Below are 18,943 nucleotides of genomic sequence, written 5' to 3'. Positions count from 1 at the left end.
CGGTGACGGTGGCCGGGCGGGTCGGTGTCCGTAGGGACACGTCCGGAAAGTCCTGGACATCATCGGCCGCCCGGACCGCCACCGGTGCAGGAGCTTCCGCACGCGATGGCCGGGGAGCAGGGAGGAACGCCATGCGGTGGTGGATCCGGCGGCGGGAACAATTGCTGTTCGCCGCGACGACGATCGTGATGCTGGCCGGCCTGGGGCTCGCTGCGGCCGGCGCCCGGGCAAACGCGGGCCGTTTCTGGCCCGGCCGTACCGCGCGCTGATCGTCCGCTTTCGCCCGTGTGCCGCTGCCGCTGGGCGCGCCGCTGCTCCCGGCCTGGGGATGCGCCGCAGAGTGCGCATCCCTGGCTTGTGCTGGTGGGGCCTGGCCGGAGGCGCCTACAGCCGAGTGACGGCGGACAGCGCGGCCGGGACGTAGAGGCCCTCCCGCGCGGCGCGCAGGGCGGCCGTGATCTGGTCCGGGACGGCGAGCTTGAGCCGGATGTGTTCGAGGTGACCCGCGACGGCCCGGAGCGGGATGCGCCTGGCAGCGGCGACGGACACCGCTGCCGCACCATCGACGAGTAAGCCCAGGATCTCCAGTTCGGTTCCGGTCAGTCCATGCAGGTCGCCGGGCGGGCTCACCGCCACGACAGCCCGCAGGTGACGCGGGGTCCGACTGTCGCATCCGAACAGAGTGATCCGGACATGTCCGGCTTCGGCGGACGGACCGTCGTACGGTGCCAGGAAGGTGGCGTAGTCCGGTGTTCCGCCGAGGTGCGCGACCGCCACCCGGAGGACGGCCGAGTTGGCCTGCAGCAGTGGATGCGTGGGCAGCCCGGGAAGGGGCAGCGTCCCGCCTGAGCGGGTGAGCACCGTCGCCGCGGCCATCCCGCGGACGATCCGGGCCAGCACCGCGAGTGACCGGAGCGGATCCACCGCGTACGCGATGGTGGGGGCCAGCAGTCGCACCAGGTTGCATGCGGCCGGGCTGGGGTGTGCGGGACTGTCGGTGTTGAGTCCCAGCAACCCGACCTGCCGGCCCTCGCGGGTGACCAGACCGACGCCCACACCCTCCAGGAATCCGGCGGGCCGGAACAGTTCCACCCAGCTGCGGATCTCCTCCGCGGGGACCGGAAAGTCGTGGACACGTAGCGGCGTGGTCCCGTGCAGGCCCAGCGACTCGATCTCGTCGTAGTCCTCCGAGGTGACCATGTGGGCGCGGATGCGGTCGTCGTACCCATGGCAGCTCAACAGGTCGTGCCGACGCGCCCCAGGATCAAGCAGTGCGACCCGGACTGCTTGGAACGGAACCACCCGGCGAAGCGGGTCCAGGATCGCCTCCGCGCGCTCCGCGGGGCTCGCCGGCAGGTCCGCCAGCGCGGTCACCTCCGCGGCGACCTCGGCGGCGTGTGGTGGCAGGTCTAGCACCGTCGGATCCTGTTCGCGGCGGCTTGATTCATATTCAGCCTACTCATCCTGAAACGGCCCGGCATGATCACCGTCCGGCGCTGACCGTCACCGCACGGGACGTGCCCGTCCGTACGTCGATGAGCCGGTACGGAATGTACAGACCACGGCGCATCGCCAGCATCGCGGCGGCGGTACGCGTAGGTGCACGCAACTTCGCCCTGATGTGTTCGAGGTGAGCCGCGGCGGTCCGGGCGGTGATGAACAATCGGGCGGCGATGCCCTGGTTGGCGTGCCCTTCGATCACCAGGCCGAGAACGACCAGCTCCCGGAGCGTCAGAGCGCAGAGGTCATCGGGGGGAGAGATCACCACGAGCCCCACGAAGTCGTCCGACGTGCCGGGCGGGCAGGCGAGGCCGGTGACCCGGACGTAGCGTTCCCGGCCGTCGTCCGCCCGGACCGGGCAGAGGAACGCCGTGTATTCCACCCGATCGGTCAAACCGTCGACCGCCGCAGGCACCAGGTCCGGACATCGGGTGAGCAGTGGATCGGTGGCCATCCCGGGCAGCGGGGTGAGGGCGCCTCGGCAGTCGACGACGACGGCGGCGGTTGCGCCGTGGATCAGCCGCGCCAGCCCGGCCAACGAGTTCATCGGGTCCAGAACGGCGGTGACCGTGCGTGCGAGCGCCCCTATCGCGTCCCGGGCCTCGACGGTCGGCTGGCTGACGGTGTCCGTATGCAGTCCGAGCACGCCCAGGTGGCGGCCGTCCGGAGTGACGAGCGGGACGGCGAGGCCTTCGCGGTATCCCGCCGGCCACCAGTGCTCGGACCAGCACGGCAGCTCCACCGTGTGCGGCGGAGCGTCCTGCAGGCGCAAGGGCCGGCGGCGCCGCAGCAGACCGAACTCCTTCCTCAGCTCCGTCAGCTCCTCCGATTCCATGTACCCGCGGCTCACCGGATCGTGGCCGACGGAGGTGACGGTGGTGTAGCCGCGCTGATCTTTGTCCAGCGTGCCGATCCACCCGGCTGCGAGCGGAACGAGCCGATTCAACGGATCCCACATGAATGACAGGTCCGCTGCCGGATCGTCGCCGGCCGGTGTCACCCGGTTGATCTCTTCCGCGAGCTCCAACGCCACCGCCAGCAACTCGGTCACGGCGCTCACCTCCTCACGCCGGCAACGGGTGGCGCCGAGCTCATGCCGGGACCGGTGGCAACGCCGGGACCGGCGATGCGAACGCGGCGTACCCGTCCAAAAACCGGCAAACCCTCGCAACCGAAGCGGATTGGCAGATCTGCCAATCCGCGTCGTCGGATTGTCGGATGGAGGTGAACGGATGCCCGGTCTGCTCCGAGCAAAGGCCATCCTCGACCGGGGAGGCGCCGTCTACCCGTCCTGCGCAGACCCCGCCACGAGGCGAGCGTGCGACCGCGGGCTACGCGGCCGTGAAGGGTCACGCGAGACCGGCGTCTCCTTCAGCGATCGTCTCGTCGACCCGGACTGCGAGATCGACGTCGAGCGCGGTGACTGCGCCGGCGTTGCTGGTTCTGACCACCAACTGCGCGGTCGACTCGTCGGGACGACTGATCCGCGGCCCGCGGCCCAACTCCTGTTTGAGCCGGTCTAATCGAAGCAGCACCCGCTCCAACTGATCCGGTGGGAGCACCAGGGTGCGGGTGAGCGCCCGCGAGTCGCCGGTCCAGTCCGGCAGCCGCCGCAGCGCCGCCTGGACTTCCTCCTCGTCGAGCGCGGCGGTGTGCCCGTCCGGCCCGACCAAGCCACCGCCCGGCTGCGGCGGCCGGGCCAGCTCCGCAAGCTCATCCGGCAGGTGAAGTGAGCCCAGGACGTCTCGGTCCTGTGCGGTGATGGCGCCGAGCACGGCCTGAACCCTCATCCGGCTCTGTTCCGGCGGGCAGCCCAGCAGTCCGCTCACCTCTTCGACGAAGCTGATCGCGTTCCTTCCCGGGAGGGGAGTGCTGACGTCCTGCCCGTCGGTCAGCTGGGCCGGCACCACGTCGAGCAGCCGTCGGCGGTCCTCGTCGTCCAACAGGCGGGCCAATACCGAGACCGTGGCCTGGCCGGCCTCCCGCGCGGTGTCGAAGTCCACCCGGACCTGCTCCGCCGCGGCCGTCACCAGTTCCCGGTAGCGCAGCCGCAGCGCTCCCGTGTCCGGGGAGGTGTCGCCCGTCGGCGGAGGCCGGCGCGGCCAATTCGGTTCCGGCTCCGGTGGTTCCTGCGGTCGAGGCGCCCGCGGCCCGGGCTTCTTCGCCCCCTCCGGAGGAGGCCCGTCCTGGTCCTTGCGCTCGGCATGCTCGGCATGGTGCCGCTGCTTCGAGGAGCCCAGGCTGACACCGGCCTCGCCGGCCCGGTGCCCTTTCTTCGAGGCCGCTTTGGCCAGAGCGCGTCGCTTGCGGTTGTCGCCTTCCATCTGCTTAGCCATGCCGTAACCCTCCCAAGCTTCGGGTGTCCACGCACGATGTCTCCGGAATTCGTGCCGTGGACCGGCGGCCGGGCGAACCGGTGTCCGAAGTGACAGTTCCACCGGTCAGCCGGTGGCCTTCGCGCTGCACCAAGCCGCGTGTTCGGTTCGAGCACCGGAGCATCGGTCTCACCCTGCTCGGCGACGACGAACGCGGACCGCGGAGCACAGGTTCCGGCGGTCGCATTGGCAATGATGCCAATCGACGTTGACCGCCGGACACGGTAATCCTGAGATACCGGAGGTGGCGCGGTCCCGGGCGATCACACCCTCCGACGGAGCGCATGGTGCGTCCCCGCGATCGGTCGTAGCTGACAGGAGGTCTGTGGTGGTCGAGGTCATACGTGACCAGGCGGGGGTTCCGCTGCGGGCACGCCGGATGTGGCTGCGCATCTTTCTCGTCGGCCTGGCGCTCTGGCTGGTCACGGTGGTGGTCACGTTTCTCACCGGCAACGCGAATCTGGTCCCCACCCTCGTCCTGCTCGGCAGCTTCCTCGTGCCGGTGACCTTCGTCGCCTGGGCGTTCGAACGCCGGGACACCGGCGAACTCACCGCGGGCCTGGTGTTCTCGACCTTCCTCGCCGGTGGTGTCCTGGGTGTACTCGGCGCATCGGTGCTCGAGGCGTTCCTGCTGCACCCGTCGCCGTGGTTGTTCTTCGGCGTGGGGCTGATCGAGGAAGCGGTGAAACTAGCCGCGTTGATGGTGCTGACCCGTCATCTGCGAACTCGGTCGCCGCACGACGGGATGGTCCTCGGTGCGGCCGTCGGATTCGGCTTCGCCGCCTTCGAGTCCGCCGGTTATGCCTTCACCGCGCTCTTCACCGTCGACGGGTTGTCCATCGTCCAGCTGGTGCAGACCGAGTTGATCCGGGGCCTTCTGGCGCCGGTGGGACACGGCCTCTGGACCGCCATTCTGGGCGGTGTACTGTTCGCCACCTCGCGGCACGGTCGTATCGCCATCACCGGCAAGCTGCTCCTGGCGTACCTCGGGGTGTCCGTCCTGCACGGTCTGTGGGATTCGATGGACAGCTTCGCGGTGTACCTGACCATGCTGCTGACCGACGGTGAGCGGCTGGTCCCGTCGTGGCAGGGCTGGTTGGTCGAGCCCAGCACGGAGCAGGTCAATCTGTTCTCCAGTATGCAATGGGCCGGCCTGGCGATCATCTCGATCACTGGGGTCGCCTGGCTGGTCGTCCTGTGGCGCCGGTCGGCTCGGTTCGAGCGTGTCGCCCCGCCGATCCCCGTCCCACCGTCGTGGCACGGCGCCGGACGCTGAGAAGGCCATCTGGACGACCTCGAGCTGACGCCGACCCTGGACCGGCTGCCGACATACCCACCGCTGGACCGCACGCCCAGCGAGGAGACCGAGAAGCGGATGCTGAAGAAAGCTGACACCTGAGCCATGACCATCGTCGCCGACCCGCACATCGGCATGATTCGACCGATCATCCCGCAGACCCCGGAAGGCTGCGCCGAATGCCTGCGTCTGAGCACCGCGTGGGTACACCTGCGGCTCTGCCTCACCTGCGGGCATGTCGGCTGCTGCGACTCGTCACCGATGCGGCACGCGCGAGAACACGCGCACGCCGCGGGTCATCCGATCATCCAGTCGTTCGAGCCCGGCGAGAAGTGGCGCTGGTGCTACGTGGACGAGGCGCTGGTGTGACCTGAACGGCCACAGCCAGGCGCCGCGGTGCTCGTCGGGACGACCACCGCGGCGGACGCATACGGATCACGGGTTGATCGTGATCAGGTTCTGCACCTCGGCGACACCGGGCGCGGACCAGGCGACACGCTCGGCCTCGCGGCGCTCCGCCCACGACCGTACGCTCCCGGTCAGGATCACCCTGCTGCCCTCGGCGGTGACGTGGATCCGTTCCGCGTCGGTCTCGGCCGTGCGTACCAGAGCGTCCTCGATCCTCGTCCGGAGATCGTCGGGCGACGGGCCGGTACCCGGCCGCACGGTGATGTGGTTGCCGACGCCCTTGACGCCGGTAAGGTACCGCACCACCCGTTCCGCCTCCTGCCGCTGGTAGTCCCAGTCCACCTCGCCGCGCAGGGTGACCCAGCCGCCGGACACCGAGATCTTCACCATGTCGGCGGGTACGAGCGAGTCCATCTCGAGCGCCTGCGTGATGGATCGGGCCAGGGCGACGTCGGTCTGCTCGTGGCGGGGGGTCAGGCGTACCTCGATGTTGTTGACGGCGGCTTTGACCCCGCGGACCCGAAGCGCCGCCCGTTCGGCGGCCCACTTCTTGCTGAACGTGTCCACCGAGCCGGTCAGCGTCGTCACCCCGTCCCGAACCGACACGCCGATCTCGTTCGGCGCGATCCCGGCGTCCCACTTCAGCTCTAAGAGCACCTCACGCTGAATGTCCTCGTCCGTGTGAGGGGTTACTGTGCTGGTCATTCGGTCCTCCAACTCTCGTCAGCCGGCCATGCCGCCGGATCGGCGTCGGCGGCCGCCTCATCCGAGCGCCCTCGCCCACGTCGCGGGTGATGTCCTGCTTCGATCCCACCAACGCGGCCGGGACTTGTCGATTGGCAGGACTGCCGATCCGTGCCGTAGCCGGGCTGCCGGCGGGACCCGGAGGTGAGCTGCGGGCGAGCGGGTGTCTCCGAGCCGCCGGATTGGCAGATCTGCCAATCGACACCCGTGGCGGCCGCTGGTGTTGTGGAGGCAGGGAGCCGGCGATCCCGTGTGCATGCCGGGCGGCCCGGCTCACGGATATCTCAAACCCACCTGCGATGTTGGAGGAGAGAGTCATGCCCAAAGCAGTCGGCATCGATCTCGGCACCACGAATTCGGTTATCGCGACCGTCGAGGGCGGGCAGCCGAGCGTCATAGCCAACGCGGAGGGCTCCCGGACGACCCCGTCGGTGGTGGCTTTCACCGAGCAGGGCGAGCGTCTTGTCGGTCAGCTGGCCCGCCGTCAGGCGATTCTCAATCCCAAGGGCACCATCTACTCGGCGAAGCGGTTCATCGGACGCCGCTTCGACGAGGTGTCCAGCGAACTCACCACGGTGACGTTCGACGTGGTTTCCGGCCCTGACAATGCGGTCCGATTCAAGATCCGCGACAAGCTCTACGCGCCTGAGGAGATCTCCGCCCTGGTGCTGCGCAAGCTGGTCGAGGACGCGTCGAAGTTCCTGGGCGAGCGGGTCACCGAGGCCGTCATCACCGTGCCCGCCTACTTCAATGACGCGCAACGCCAGGCGACGAAGGATGCCGGCCGCATCGCCGGGATAGAGGTACTGCGGATCATCAACGAGCCGACGGCGGCGGCGCTCGCGTACGGCTTGGACAAGAAGGAACACGAGACGGTCCTGGTCTTCGACCTCGGTGGTGGCACCTTCGATGTCAGCATTCTGGACGTCGGTGACGGCGTGGTGGAGGTCCGCTCCACCGCCGGCGACACTCATCTGGGCGGCGACGACTTCGACCGCCGGCTCGTCGACCATCTGGCCGAGGAGTTCCAGCGGACCGACGGCGTCGACCTGCGTCGTGACCCGCAAGCCCTGCAGCGGCTCTTCGAGGCCGCCGAGCGTGCCAAGGTGGAGCTGTCGTCGGTCACCCAGACGATGATCAACCTGCCGTTCATCACGGCGGACGCCAACGGCCCCAAGCACCTCAACATGAGCATGACGCGTGCGAAATTCGACGACCTCACCAGTGACCTCGTCGAGCGGTGCCTGGGTCCGGTGGAGCAGGCCATGTCGGATGCGAAGGTGACCGCGAACGACATCGACGAGGTCATCCTGGTCGGCGGCTCGACCCGGATCCCGGCCGTGCAGAAGCTGGTCCGCCGGCTCACCGGCGGCAAGGACCCGAACATGACGGTCAACCCGGACGAGGTTGTCGCGCTCGGTGCGGCGTTGCAGGCTGCGATCATCAAAGGTGAGGTCAAGGACGTCCTGCTACTCGATGTCACCCCGCTGTCGCTGGGCATCGAGACGCAGGGCGGCGTGATGACGAAGGTCATCGAGCGCAACACGACGATTCCGGCCCGGCGTACCGAGACCTTCAGCACCGCAGCCGACAACCAGCCCGCCGTGGACGTGGTGGTACTGCAGGGCGAGCGGGAGAAGGCGGACGACAACCGGGTGCTCGGCCGGTTCCGGCTGGAGAACATCCGGCCCGCGCCACGGGGCGAGCCGCAGATCGAGGTCACCTACGACATCGACGCCAACGGCATCCTGAACGTGTCGGCCAAGGACAAGGACACCGGCGCCGAGCAACGCATCACCATCAGCGAGAGTTCGAACCTGGACAAGGGGGAGATCGACCGGATGGTCCAGGACGCCGAACGCCATCGTGGTGAGGACGCCCAGCTGCGCGAGATGATCGACGCCCGCAACGAGCTCGACTCGGCTGCGTACCAGGTGGAACGACGGCTGAACGAACTGGGCGACGCGGTACCCGTGCATGAGAAGGGCCGCGCCGAGATGCTCGTCAACGACGCACGCCAGGCGATCAAGGATGACGCGCCCCTCGCCCGGCTCCGCTCACTCACCTCGGAGCTGCAACAGGTCTACCACGGCCTGGGCGCCGGCGCCCAGCCCGGCAGCGGTCCGGCCGCCGATGGCTCGTCCGCACGAGGCGACTCGTCCGGAAGACAGGACGACGACGTGATCGACGCCGAATTCACGACCGGATGACCGACGATGACCGATCAGGTACGGGATCCAGCGGCGGCCGCGGCCGGTACGGCTGCGGCGTCCGGCCCGCCGGAATCGGCCGCCGACGGCGCGGCCCCGCAAGCCCGCGACGAGACCGCCGAACTGCGTGCCCAGTTGGCCCAGTCGGACGAACGCTACCGGCGGGCGGTGGCTGACTACGACAACCTGCGTAAGCGGATGGCGCGCGACGTTCATCGGGAGCGCGAGGACGAGCGGGCCCGCGTGGCGGCGCGATGGCTGCCCGTCCTCGACAACCTCGAGCTTGCCCTGCAGCACGCCACCGCCGATCCGGCGTCGATCATGTCGGGGTTGGAGGCCGTCCGCCAACAGGCGCTGGCCGTCCTGGCCGACCTCGGCTATCCGCTGCGCGATGACCTGAACGAGCCGTTCGACCCGAGCCGGCACGACGCGGTGGCGGCGCTACCGGCCACCGACGCCGCGCCGGGCACCATCCTGCAGGTCGTCCGGCCCGGTTACGGCACTGACGAGCGTCCGCTGCGGCCCGCCGCGGTGGTCGTGGCGAAGGGCTCCTGAATGGCGCCGTCCCGCGACTTCTACGACACGCTGGGCGTCTCCCGAGACGTCAGTGCGGATGACCTGCAACGGGCGTATCGCAAACTGGCCCGGACCTATCACCCCGACATCAACAAGGATCCGGGCGCGGAGGAGCGGTTCAAGGACATCTCCGAGGCGTACGACGTGCTCTCGGATCCTGACCAGCGGCGCCGTTACGACGCCTTCGGCCCGGACTTCCGCCAGGTGCCGCCAGACATGGATCGGCAGACTTGGGCACGCGCGCGGGCCGGCGCGGGAACTCGCGGCGGTGGACGCGGGCGTCGCGGCGGCGGACCGGCGGAGCACGCGTACACCGGGTCCGGTGACTTCCAGGACATCGACCTGGAGGCCATGTTCGGCGGCATGTTCGGCGGCCGCGGCGGCGGTCGCTTCGGCCCTGTTCCGGGCGCGGACCAGGAGGCCGAGATCGAACTGCCGGTCGAGGAGGCGTACGCCGGCGGCCACCGGACCGTCACGCTGTCCGGCCCGGGCGGCAGCCGCACGCTCGACGTGACGATTCCGCCCGGGGTAACCGATGGCCAGCGAATCCGCCTGAGCGGCCAGGGCGGCCGCGGCAGCGACGGCGCCACGGCCGGCGACCTCTACCTTGTGGTGCGGCTGGCACCGCACCCGCGGTACCGGGTCAACGGGCGGGACATCACCGTCACCCTGCCGCTGGCACCGTGGGAGGCCGCACTCGGCGCGGCCGTCGCGGTTGACACTCCCGGCGGCGAGGGAAAGGTCCGGGTTCCCCCGGGTACGTCCAGCGGCCGGCGGCTGCGGCTCAAAGGACGGGGCTTGCCCGACCCCCGCGGCGGGCCGGGCGACCTGTACGCCGAGGCCCGCATCATGGTCCCGCCCAAGCTGTCCGACGAGGAACGGCGGTTGTTCGAGCAACTCGCCGCGGTCTCCACCTTCGACCCACGGAGGCAGCAATGACCTACCCCCTCATCCGGACATCGCGGAACGCGCACAACCGTCAGAGCTTGACCGCGTTCTGTCATTCCGGCGATGTGCACCCCGAGATGGTCCAGCGGCTCGTCACGCTGGGCATTCTCGACCCCGAACGTGACGATGCCGGACACCTCTGGTTCGGCCGTGATCAGGTGCTCGCTCTCGCCCGCGTCCGGCGCCTGCGCGCCGGCCTGGGCATCAACTATGCCGCCCTCGGCCTCGTGATCGACCTGCTCGACCGCGTGGCCGCCCTCGAGCATGAGCTTCGTGTCACGACCTCTCGACGCACCGGAGGCAGACCGTGGACCTGAACCGCCTGACCCAGAAATCGCAGGAGGCCCTTCACGACGCCCAGACCAAGGCGCTGCGGTTCGGCCACCCCGAGGTCGACAGCGAGCACCTGCTGCTCGCCCTGATCGAGCAGCCGGACGGGCTGGTGCCCAGGCTGCTCTCGGCGACCGGCGTCGAACCGGACAAACTACGGGACCAGGTGGAGGCGGAACTGGACCGGCGTCCCCGGGTCAGTGGACCTGGCGCCGCACCCGGCCAGGTCTTCGTCACCCAGCGCCTGTCCCGGCTGTTCGACGCCGCCGAGCGCGAGGCGAAACGGCTCAAGGACGAGTACGTCTCCGTCGAGCACCTGGTGATCGCCATGCTGCAGGAGGGACGAACCTCCACCGCCGGCCGGTTGCTCAGCGACGCGGGACTCACCCGTGACGGCTTCCTCCAGGAGCTGACGAAGATCCGGGGCAACCAGCGGGTCACCTCGGCGATGCCGGAGGTCGCCTACGAGGCGCTGGCGAAGTACGGCCGCGACCTGGTCGCCGACGCTGCCGCCGGCACCATGGACCCGGTCATCGGGCGCGACGGCGAGATCCGCCGGGTGATTCAGATCCTGTCCCGCAAGTCGAAGAACAACCCGGTGCTCATCGGCGAACCGGGCGTCGGCAAGACCGCCATCGTGGAGGGCCTGGCCCAGCGGATCACCAACGGTGACGTGCCCGAGGGACTGCGGGACAAGGTGGTGTTCGCGCTGGACATGAGTTCTCTGGTGGCCGGCGCGAAGTACCGCGGCGAGTTCGAGGAACGGCTCAAGGCCGTGCTCTCCGAGGTGAAGGCCGCCGAGGGACGAATCCTGTTGTTCATCGACGAGCTGCACACGATCGTCGGCGCCGGGGGTGGCTCCGAGGGCGCGATGGACGCCGGCAACATGCTCAAACCGATGCTCGCCCGCGGCGAACTGCACATGATCGGCGCGACGACGCTGGACGAGTACCGCAAGCACATCGAGAAGGACGCGGCGCTGGAGCGCCGCTTCCAGCCGGTGCTCGCCGAGGAGCCGACCGAGGAGGACGCCATCTCGATCCTCCGCGGACTGCGGGAACGGCTGGAGGTCTTCCACGGCGTGAAGATCCAAGACGCGGCGCTGGTCGCCGCGGTGGTCCTCAGCCGCCGGTACATCTCCGACCGCTTCCTCCCGGACAAGGCCATCGACCTGGTCGACGAGGCGTGCGCCATGCTGCGTACCGAAATCGACTCGATGCCGGCCGAACTCGACGAGCGCACCCGGCGCCTGACCCGCCTCGAGATCGAGGAGGCGGCGCTGTCCAAGGAGGAGGACCCGGCCAGCTTGGCCCGCCTCGACCAGCTCCGTAAGGAACTGGCCGACCTGCGCGCCGAAGTGGACGCGCTGCGCGCCCAGTGGGACGCCGAACGGCAGGCGCTGCGGCGAGTCCAGGATCTGCGCCGGGAGATCGAACAGATCCGGCACGAGGCGGAACAGGCGGAACGCGACTACGACCTCAACCGGGCCGCGGAGTTGCGGCACGGCCGGTTACCGGAGCTGGAACGCCGGCTGCAGGCCGAGGAGCAGCGGCTCACCGCGAAGCAGGCCGGGAAGCGGCTGCTTCGCGAGGTCGTCACCGAGGCCGAGATCGCCGGCATCGTCTCCCGGTGGACCGGCATCCCGGTCAGCCGGCTCACCGAGGGCGAACGCCAGAAGCTGCTGCGTCTGGACCAGATCCTGCACGAGCGGGTGATCGGACAGGACGAGGCCGTGCAGTCGGTCACCGACGCGATCATCCGTGCCCGGTCCGGCATCAAGAACCCGCGCCGGCCGATCGGGTCGTTCATCTTCCTCGGTCCCACCGGAGTCGGCAAGACAGAGCTGGCGCGCACCCTGGCCGCGGCGCTGTTCGATACCGAGGACAACATGGTCCGGATCGACATGAGCGAATACCAGGAGCGGCACACCGTGAGCCGGCTGGTGGGGGCCCCGCCCGGATATGTCGGCTACGAAGAGGGCGGGCAGCTCACCGAGGCGGTCCGGCGCAAACCGTACTCGGTGGTGCTCTTCGACGAGATCGAGAAGGCACACGCGGACGTGTTCAACACGCTGCTGCAGGTGCTCGACGACGGGCGCCTCACCGATGCGCAGGGCCGCACCGTCGACTTCCGCAACACCGTGATCATCATGACCTCGAACATCGGCTCGCAGTATCTGCTCGACGGCATCTCGGACGCCGGTGAGATCAAACCCGAGGGCCGTGAGCTGGTCATGGGCGAGCTGCGGCGGCATTTCCGGCCTGAGTTCCTCAACCGTGCCGACGACATCGTGCTGTTCAAGCCGCTCACCCAGCCGGAGATCGAGCGCATCGTCGACCTGATGTTCAGCGAATTGCGAGAACGGCTGGCGGAGCGGCGGATGACGCTCAGGGTCACCGACGAGGCACAGCGCTTCATCGCCCGGCAAGGATTCGATCCGGTGTACGGCGCCCGGCCGCTGCGCCGCTTCATCGCCCGCGAGGTGGAGACCCGCATCGGCCGGGCGCTGCTCGCCGGGGACGCCCAGGACGGCGCGGTGATCCGGGTGGACGTGATCGACGATGAGCTGAGCGTCACCTACGAACAGGCGCCGGAGGAGTGACGTGGCCAGCAAGGTGATCGAGTGCCCGACCTGCGGGCGGAAGAACCGGATCCCCGCGTCCGCCGAGGGCTTCCCGCACTGCGGCAACTGTCACCAGGCGCTGCCCTGGGTGGCCGAGGCCGGCGACGACGACTTCGGGGACGTCGCCGAGCGGGCGAACGTCCTGGTCCTGGTGGACATGTGGGCGACCTGGTGCGGGCCGTGCCGGCAGGTCAGCCCCGCGCTGGAACAGGTGGCCCGCGACCTGGCCGGCAAGATCAAACTGGTCAAGGTCGACGTCGACAAGGCGCCCAAGGTGTCCGAGCGGTTCACGATCCAGGCCGTGCCCACCCTGATCCTGATGCGTGACGGCGAGGTGGTGGCGCGCAGGGCCGGCGCCGCACCCGCTGCGGCCCTGCGCAGCTGGATCGACGAGGTCTTGCGAGGTACGGCGTGAACCCGGACGAGGAACGGCTCGCCGAGACACCGGATGTGGCCGGTGCCTATCCCCGCCTGTCCGACGAGCAGATAGCCGTGCTGAGCCGCCGCGGCGAGAAGCGGCCGGTCTGGCGCGGCGACGTGCTCGTCGCCGAGGGCCGGCGGGACCGCGACTTCCTCGTCGTGCTGTCCGGGATGGTAGCGGTGATCGACGGGTACGGCACCCCGGGAGCCCGGATGCTTCGGGTGCACGGCCCGCGCCGGTTCCTCGACGAGCTCGGCCTGCTCATCGGCCAGCCGTCCTTCGTCACGATGGTCGCGCAGGAGGCAGGCGAGGTCCTCGCGGTGCCCCTGCCCACACTGCACGAGCTGGTCCGTGAGGAGCCCGGCCTCGGGGACCTGATCCTGCGCAGTTTCCTGGCCCGCCGGGAACTGCTGATCGGCGACATCACCGGCATCAAGATAGTCGGTTCGCGATTCAGCCCGGACACCCGCCGCCTGCGTGAACTCGCCGCCCGCAACCGGGTGCCGCACACCTGGATCGACCTGGAGGAGGACCCGGACGCCGAGGAGCTGTTGCGCCGGCTGTCCATCAGCACGGCGGACACGCCAGTGGTGATCTGGCGCGACAAGGTGCTGCGCAACCCGTCGAACGCGGAACTGGCCCGGGTCGCCGGCCTGCGGCGCTCCGGCAAGGACCAGGCCGTGTGCGACGTTGTCGTGGTCGGCGCGGGGCCGGCCGGCCTCGCTGCCGCCGTGTACGGCGCCTCCGAAGGACTCGCGACGGTGGTGCTCGACGCGGTGGCCACCGGCGGGCAGGCCGGTACCTCCTCACGGATCGAGAACTACCTGGGTTTCCCGGCCGGTATCTCGGGTGCCGACCTGGCCGACCGGGCCGTGGTCCAGGCGAAGAAGTTCGGCGCCGACCTGACCGTGCCGGCCGAGGCCGTACGCCTGGAATGGGACGACAGCGACCAGGTCGTGCACCTCGACGACGGAACACAGTTGCGGACCCGGACGGTGGTGATCGCCACCGGCGCGCGGTATCGGAAACTCGAGGTGCCGCGCCTCGCCGAGTTCGAGGGCACCAGCGTCTACTACGCCGCCACCTTCATGGAAGCGGTCTTCTGCGAGCGGCAGCCGGTGGCGGTCGTCGGTGGCGGCAACTCGGCCGGCCAGGCCACGGTCTTCCTCGCCCGGCACGCCTCGCAGGTACGGCTGGTCATCCGGCACGACGATCTGAACCGCGACATGTCCCGGTATCTGGTCGACCAGATCGAGCGGCTGCCCAACGTCGAAGTACTGCGCCACACGGAGGTCACCGAGCTGGCCGGCGACGACGGCCAGCTGCAGACGCTCGGAGTGCGCGACACCAGGACCGGACAGCGGCAGCAGCTGCCGACGACGGTGCTGTTCATCTTCATCGGGGCGCAGCCGTGCACCGGCTGGCTGGCGTCCAGTGTCGCCCTGGACGAGCGCGGTTACGTCCTGACCGGAGCGCAGGTGCGCACCGACACGCCGCAGCCGGTGATGCTCGAGACCAGCCGGCCCGGTGTCCTCGCCGTGGGTGACGTCCGCAGCGGCTCGATCAAACGGGTCGCGTCCGCGGTCGGCGAGGGATCCATGGCCGTTCGCCTTATCCATGACCACCTGGCCAGGTTCGGACATGCTGCCGATCGGCAGCTGCCCCGCCCATGACGCCCGGAAGGAAAACATCATGTTGGAGACACTCAGCCGTCACTGGTGGGCGGTGGCCCTCCGCGGCGTCGCCGGGATCCTGTTCGGTGTGCTCGCCCTCGCGTGGCCCGGCATCACCGTCTTCGCTCTGATGATCGTCTTCGGTGCCTACGCGCTGGTGGACGGCTCGTTCACGGTAGTCGCCGCGCTCGGCGACCGGGACGGCGGCCGGACGCGTGGCAGCCGCGCCTGGCTCCTCGCCCGCGGTATCGCCGGCATCCTGACCGGCATCATCGCGATCGTATGGCCCGGCATCACCGCGCTCGCGCTGCTCTGGGTGATCGCCCTCTGGGCCATGATGGCCGGCGTGTTCGACATCGTCGCCGCATTCCAGCTCCGCAAGGAGTTGCGGCGCGAATGGCTGCTTGCCGTCAGCGGCGCGCTCTCCGTGGTGTTCGGCGTGCTGCTGGCCGTCTGGCCGGCCGCGGGAGTCCTGACCCTCGTCGCGCTGATCGGTGTCGCGGCCATCGCCTTCGGTGGCACGCTACTGATGCTCGGCCTGCGCCTGCGCCGGGAGCGCCACCACGATCCGGCAGCGGCCCGGCACTACCATCGACCTGCCACCGCCTGATCAGCGTACGGCCAGGGCTCCGGACGTGCGATCGGCCGCCGCCGAACCCGCCATGGAACCGCCGCAGCGTCCTGCGGACGACCGCGCGGTCGGCGCCCTGGAACTGTTCTTCGACCTGGTCTTCGTCTACTCGATGTCGCAGGTGACGCATCTGATCGAGGAACATCGCTCGTGGGCCGGATTCGGTCACGGTGTCCTGGCACTGGTAGCGGTCTGGTGGGCGTGGGTCTGCTACACCTGGCTGACGAACACTTCGGCGGAGTCGGGGACCCTGGCACGGACGCTGATCTTCCTCGCCATGTCGGCGATGCTGGTCGCTTCCAGTTGCCTGGTGGAGGCGTTCGGCGACAAGGCGGCGATGTTCGCGCTGGCGCTGCTCACGGTGCGCCTGCTGCACGTCGTCTTGCTGATCTACTCGGCGCGCAGGGACGCGCGGTGGCGACGTGCCTTCTTGCGGCTGCTGCCGATCCTGCTCATCGGCCCGGGACTGGTCGTGCTGGCCGCGACTCAGCAATCGCCGCTGCGAGAGGTGTTGTGGCTCGGTGCGGTGCTCGTGGATTTCGGCGGGCCGGCCCTGTTCGGCATGGGCAGCTTCCACGTGCGCCCCGGGCACTTCGTCGAACGCCACGGCCTGATGGTCATCATCGCGCTCGGCGAATCCATCTATCAGATGGGCCGGGCGGCCACCGGCGATGTGCGCAGGGCAGACGTCCTGGTCGCCGTGGTGCTCGGTGTTCTCGTATCGGCTGCGATGTGGTGGGCGTACTTCGGGCTGAAGCACGGGGCGGCGGCACGGCTGCGCCGGGCTCCAGCACCCGAACGCGCCCGGCTCGCCCGGGACGCGTACAGCTATCTGCACCTGCCGCTGATCGCCGGCATCATCTGGTACAGCCTCGGGGTGGGCGAGGCGATCGCCCATCCCGACGAACCGCTGCAACCGCTGTCGGGGTTCGGCCTCTGCGGCGGCGCCGCGTTGTTCTACGCCGGCGAGGTCTGGTACCGATGGCGTGATCATCACGAGATAGCGACCGACCGTCTGGTCACCTCGGTCGTCCTGGCCACGCTCATTCCGGTGGCGCCGGCAGTGCCCGCGCTGAGGATCCTGGCCGCCGTCACCGCGGTCAGCGTGGCGTTCGTGGCGTGGGAGGTGTGGCGGCAGCCGGAGATCGGCGGCGCACGTCCGCAGCCGGACTGATCCCCGTGGGCTTCGTCGAGCAGTGCGGTGCGCACCTTCGCCACGCTGTTTAGCGCATGCTGCTAATAACAGCAGGGACTGTTGTTAACAGTGCTGGTGCAGGCTAAGGATGATGGTATGACCAGCAGCGTGGACAGCGCGACTGATGTGGTCGCGGCGGCCGGACGACTCGCCCCGGTGCTCGCCGCGCTGTCCGATCCGAACCGGCTGGCGATCCTGCTCGCCATCACCCAGCAGCCGCGCTCCGTCAAAGGGCTGACCGACGCGGTACGGCTGCCGCAAACCTTGGTCAGCCACCATCTCAAGACTCTGCGCGACACGGGCCTGGTCACGGTCGCCGCGCACGGGCGCAGCAACATCTACACCCTGTGCTGCGCGCCGCTGGCCGAACCCGCCCGGCTGCTGGCCACCCTGGCCGCAGGCGACCCGCTGGCGGCTTGCCCGCCCGGCCGGTCCGCAACCCAGTCCGAATCCGACAGTACGTCCGGCTAAGGAGGTCATCATGACCACCGCCACCCCCGACGAGATCCGCACCGCCGTACGCGACCGCTACGCCGACGCAGCCCGCGCCGCCAGCACCGGCGACGGTCCCACCGCGTACACCCGAAGCCTTTACCCGGAAGAGCAGCGTGACCAGCTGCCCGAGCAGGCCCTGACCGCATCGCTGGGCTGCGGCAACCCCACGCTGCTGGCCCAGCTGCAGCCTGGGCAGACGGTGCTCGATCTCGGCTCCGGCGGCGGCATCGACGTGCTGCTGTCCGCCCGCCGCGTCGGCGCCACCGGTAAGGCGTACGGCTTGGACATGACCGAGGAGATGCTGGAACTCGCACGCCGCAACGCGGCGGAAGCGAAGGTCCCCAACGTGGAGTTCCTCAACGGGCAGATCGAGGCTATCCCGCTGCCCGATGCCAGCGTCGACGTCATCATCTCGAACTGCGTCATCAACCTGTCCGCCGACAAGGACGCCGTCTTCGCCGAAGCGTTCCGCGTGTTGCGCCCCGGCGGCCGACTGGCCATCTCCGACATCGTGCTCACCCGGGCACTGCCCGAACCGGCCAGCCGAGTCATGGCTCTGTGGACCGGTTGCGTGGCCGGCGCACTGGTCGCCGACGACTACCGCCACAAGCTGTGCGCCGCCGGGTTCACCGCCGTTGAGCTGCAGCCGACGCAGGTCTTCCACCGTGACGCCGTGCGGGAGGTCCTGGCCGACGCCGACCCCGGGCGCATTCCCGGCGACATCGACATCGAAGAGGTCACGCGCGCGCTGGCCGGTAACGTCACCAGCAGCTTCGTCCGAGCCGTCAAGCCGATTGCGTGACAGTTCCCTCCCGGTTGGCCCGGCGTGGTGGCGGCTTCGCTGGGTCCAGCCGAGGGGCCGGTCCGCCGCCCGCCGCCGACGAGCCGCGGATCCGACTCACTCGGTGGTGTTGACCACCCGGGCGCAGCTTGGGGTCTCCAGCTTCTCGGACATGCCCTCGACCGACGTGCGGGCCTCGTCGCGTGCGGTCTCGGCGGCCTGGAGCTTCACCGGCTGGTAGCCGCCTTCCAGATAGATCTCCGCGACCTGCACTGAGGCCTTCTGGTAGTCCAGAAACGCGGTGACCAAATCTTGGGCGCCGGCGGGCGGGCCGGACAGTTCGGCGAGGTCCCGGGCGGCCACGAAGGCCAGGTTCGCTCGCCAGTTCTCGGCCAGCGCCATGTCGTCGTCGAGCTTGCCGGACTGGGCCTGCGGCGGCCGTCCGCGGTTCTCGTACGTCTGCCGGCACACCTCGTCGGCCTGGGCCGACCACCGTGACGCCGGACCAGCCGGCTCCGCAACCGTCGGGGTAGGCCTGTCGGCCGCCGGATACCCACCCGCGCCATCCCCGCCGCTGCCGCCGCACCCGGCGATCAGCGTCGCGGAAGCCAGCAGAGCGACGATGGAACGCGACAGCCAGCTTCTGGTGCCCATCGCTTTTCGCCTCGCAATCCCGCACCGTGGCCGGGGGAGGCGCCAGGAACAGGCGCTCCCGACTCGAGCATGTACAGCGTCC

General features: G+C 69.5%; 19 protein-coding genes. 14 read left to right on the top strand and 5 right to left on the bottom strand.

The features are described from left to right. The first annotated feature begins 131 nt into the window (after positions 1-131). Positions 132-269: a hypothetical protein gene (locus BJY16_RS31275; protein WP_185043129.1), complete on the top strand. Its 138-nt coding sequence runs from the start codon at positions 132-134 to the stop codon at positions 267-269. Positions 270-384: 115 nt separating this feature from the next. Here BJY16_RS31275 and BJY16_RS31270 read toward each other — a convergent pair whose 3' ends face one another. The 3 genes from BJY16_RS31270 to BJY16_RS31260 form a co-directional block, all read right to left on the bottom strand. After that, positions 385-1,416, bottom strand: coding sequence for a helix-turn-helix transcriptional regulator (locus BJY16_RS31270; RefSeq protein ID WP_185043128.1), 1,032 nt, complete (start codon positions 1,414-1,416; stop codon positions 385-387). Between the two features lie 67 nt (positions 1,417-1,483). Next, on the bottom strand, positions 1,484-2,533 hold the full coding sequence (locus BJY16_RS31265; RefSeq protein WP_239177275.1) for a response regulator transcription factor: 1,050 nt from the start codon (positions 2,531-2,533) through the stop codon (positions 1,484-1,486). Positions 2,534-2,849: 316 nt separating this feature from the next. Then, positions 2,850-3,836 carry a 4a-hydroxytetrahydrobiopterin dehydratase gene (locus BJY16_RS31260; RefSeq protein ID WP_185043126.1) on the bottom strand — a complete coding sequence of 329 codons (987 nt, stop codon included), beginning with the start codon at positions 3,834-3,836 and terminating at the stop codon, positions 2,850-2,852. Between the two features lie 418 nt (positions 3,837-4,254). Here BJY16_RS31260 and BJY16_RS31255 point away from each other — a divergent pair, with 418 nt between their 5' ends. Together BJY16_RS31255 and BJY16_RS31250 are read left to right on the top strand one after the other, a co-directional pair. Beyond that, positions 4,255-5,151 carry a PrsW family intramembrane metalloprotease gene (locus BJY16_RS31255; protein ID WP_185043125.1) on the top strand — a complete coding sequence of 299 codons (897 nt, stop codon included), beginning with the start codon at positions 4,255-4,257 and terminating at the stop codon, positions 5,149-5,151. 126 nt (positions 5,152-5,277) lie between these two features. Next, positions 5,278-5,541, top strand: a complete 264-nt coding sequence (locus tag BJY16_RS31250) for a UBP-type zinc finger domain-containing protein (RefSeq protein ID WP_185043124.1) — start codon at positions 5,278-5,280, stop codon at positions 5,539-5,541. Positions 5,542-5,607: 66 nt separating this feature from the next. On the opposite strand, the gene BJY16_RS31245 is transcribed toward BJY16_RS31250, so the two are convergent. Further along, positions 5,608-6,285, bottom strand: a complete 678-nt coding sequence (locus BJY16_RS31245; protein ID WP_185043123.1) for a BON domain-containing protein — start codon at positions 6,283-6,285, stop codon at positions 5,608-5,610. Positions 6,286-6,641: 356 nt separating this feature from the next. On the opposite strand from BJY16_RS31245, the gene dnaK reads away from it, so the two are divergent. The 11 genes from dnaK to arsM all read left to right on the top strand — a co-directional run bounded on the left by dnaK (position 6,642) and on the right by arsM (position 18,228). Beyond that, entirely contained in the window at positions 6,642-8,534 is a 1,893-nt protein-coding gene (dnaK, locus tag BJY16_RS31240) for a molecular chaperone DnaK (RefSeq protein WP_185046756.1), read from the top strand. 6 nt (positions 8,535-8,540) lie between these two features. Beyond that, on the top strand, positions 8,541-9,089 hold the full coding sequence (locus tag BJY16_RS31235) for a nucleotide exchange factor GrpE (RefSeq protein ID WP_185043122.1): 549 nt from the start codon (positions 8,541-8,543) through the stop codon (positions 9,087-9,089). Then, positions 9,090-10,049: a DnaJ C-terminal domain-containing protein gene (locus tag BJY16_RS31230; RefSeq protein WP_185043121.1), complete on the top strand. Its 960-nt coding sequence runs from the start codon at positions 9,090-9,092 to the stop codon at positions 10,047-10,049. Then, positions 10,046-10,375 carry a chaperone modulator CbpM gene (locus tag BJY16_RS31225; protein WP_185043120.1) on the top strand — a complete coding sequence of 110 codons (330 nt, stop codon included), beginning with the start codon at positions 10,046-10,048 and terminating at the stop codon, positions 10,373-10,375. The genes BJY16_RS31230 and BJY16_RS31225 overlap by 4 nt, the downstream gene beginning before the upstream one ends. After that, the gene (gene clpB / locus BJY16_RS31220) at positions 10,366-12,990 is read left to right on the top strand and encodes an ATP-dependent chaperone ClpB (protein WP_185043119.1); all 2,625 of its coding nucleotides are present in this window, start codon (positions 10,366-10,368) and stop codon (positions 12,988-12,990) included. The genes BJY16_RS31225 and clpB overlap by 10 nt, the downstream gene beginning before the upstream one ends. Position 12,991: 1 nt before the next feature. Next, the gene (trxA, locus tag BJY16_RS31215) at positions 12,992-13,426 is read left to right on the top strand and encodes a thioredoxin (RefSeq protein WP_185043118.1); all 435 of its coding nucleotides are present in this window, start codon (positions 12,992-12,994) and stop codon (positions 13,424-13,426) included. Then, complete coding sequence (locus tag BJY16_RS31210) at positions 13,423-15,105, top strand: FAD-dependent oxidoreductase (protein ID WP_185043117.1); 1,683 nt, start codon at positions 13,423-13,425, stop codon at positions 15,103-15,105. Before trxA ends, BJY16_RS31210 begins: the two co-directional genes overlap by 4 nt. Further along, positions 15,074-15,715: an HdeD family acid-resistance protein gene (locus BJY16_RS31205; protein ID WP_203759012.1), complete on the top strand. Its 642-nt coding sequence runs from the start codon at positions 15,074-15,076 to the stop codon at positions 15,713-15,715. The genes BJY16_RS31210 and BJY16_RS31205 overlap by 32 nt, the downstream gene beginning before the upstream one ends. 25 nt (positions 15,716-15,740) lie before the next feature. Beyond that, positions 15,741-16,910, top strand: coding sequence for a low temperature requirement protein A (locus tag BJY16_RS31200; RefSeq protein ID WP_221502050.1), 1,170 nt, complete (start codon positions 15,741-15,743; stop codon positions 16,908-16,910). A gap of 117 nt (positions 16,911-17,027) precedes the next feature. Further along, positions 17,028-17,402 (top strand): ArsR/SmtB family transcription factor, encoded by a 375-nt coding sequence (locus tag BJY16_RS31195; protein ID WP_185043116.1) that lies wholly within the window; start codon positions 17,028-17,030, stop codon positions 17,400-17,402. Positions 17,403-17,412: 10 nt separating this feature from the next. Next, positions 17,413-18,228 (top strand): arsenite methyltransferase, encoded by an 816-nt coding sequence (gene arsM, locus BJY16_RS31190; RefSeq protein ID WP_185043115.1) that lies wholly within the window; start codon positions 17,413-17,415, stop codon positions 18,226-18,228. Between the two features lie 96 nt (positions 18,229-18,324). On the opposite strand, the gene BJY16_RS31185 is transcribed toward arsM, so the two are convergent. Next, positions 18,325-18,861 (bottom strand): hypothetical protein, encoded by a 537-nt coding sequence (locus tag BJY16_RS31185; RefSeq protein ID WP_185043114.1) that lies wholly within the window; start codon positions 18,859-18,861, stop codon positions 18,325-18,327. Between the last annotated feature and the right edge of the window lie 82 nt (positions 18,862-18,943).

It is taken from the genome of Actinoplanes octamycinicus (assembly GCF_014205225.1).
Classification (GTDB): domain Bacteria; phylum Actinomycetota; class Actinomycetes; order Mycobacteriales; family Micromonosporaceae; genus Actinoplanes; species Actinoplanes octamycinicus.
Note: the sequence above shows the minus strand (reverse complement) of the source record. Positions and strands in the feature narration are given on the sequence as shown.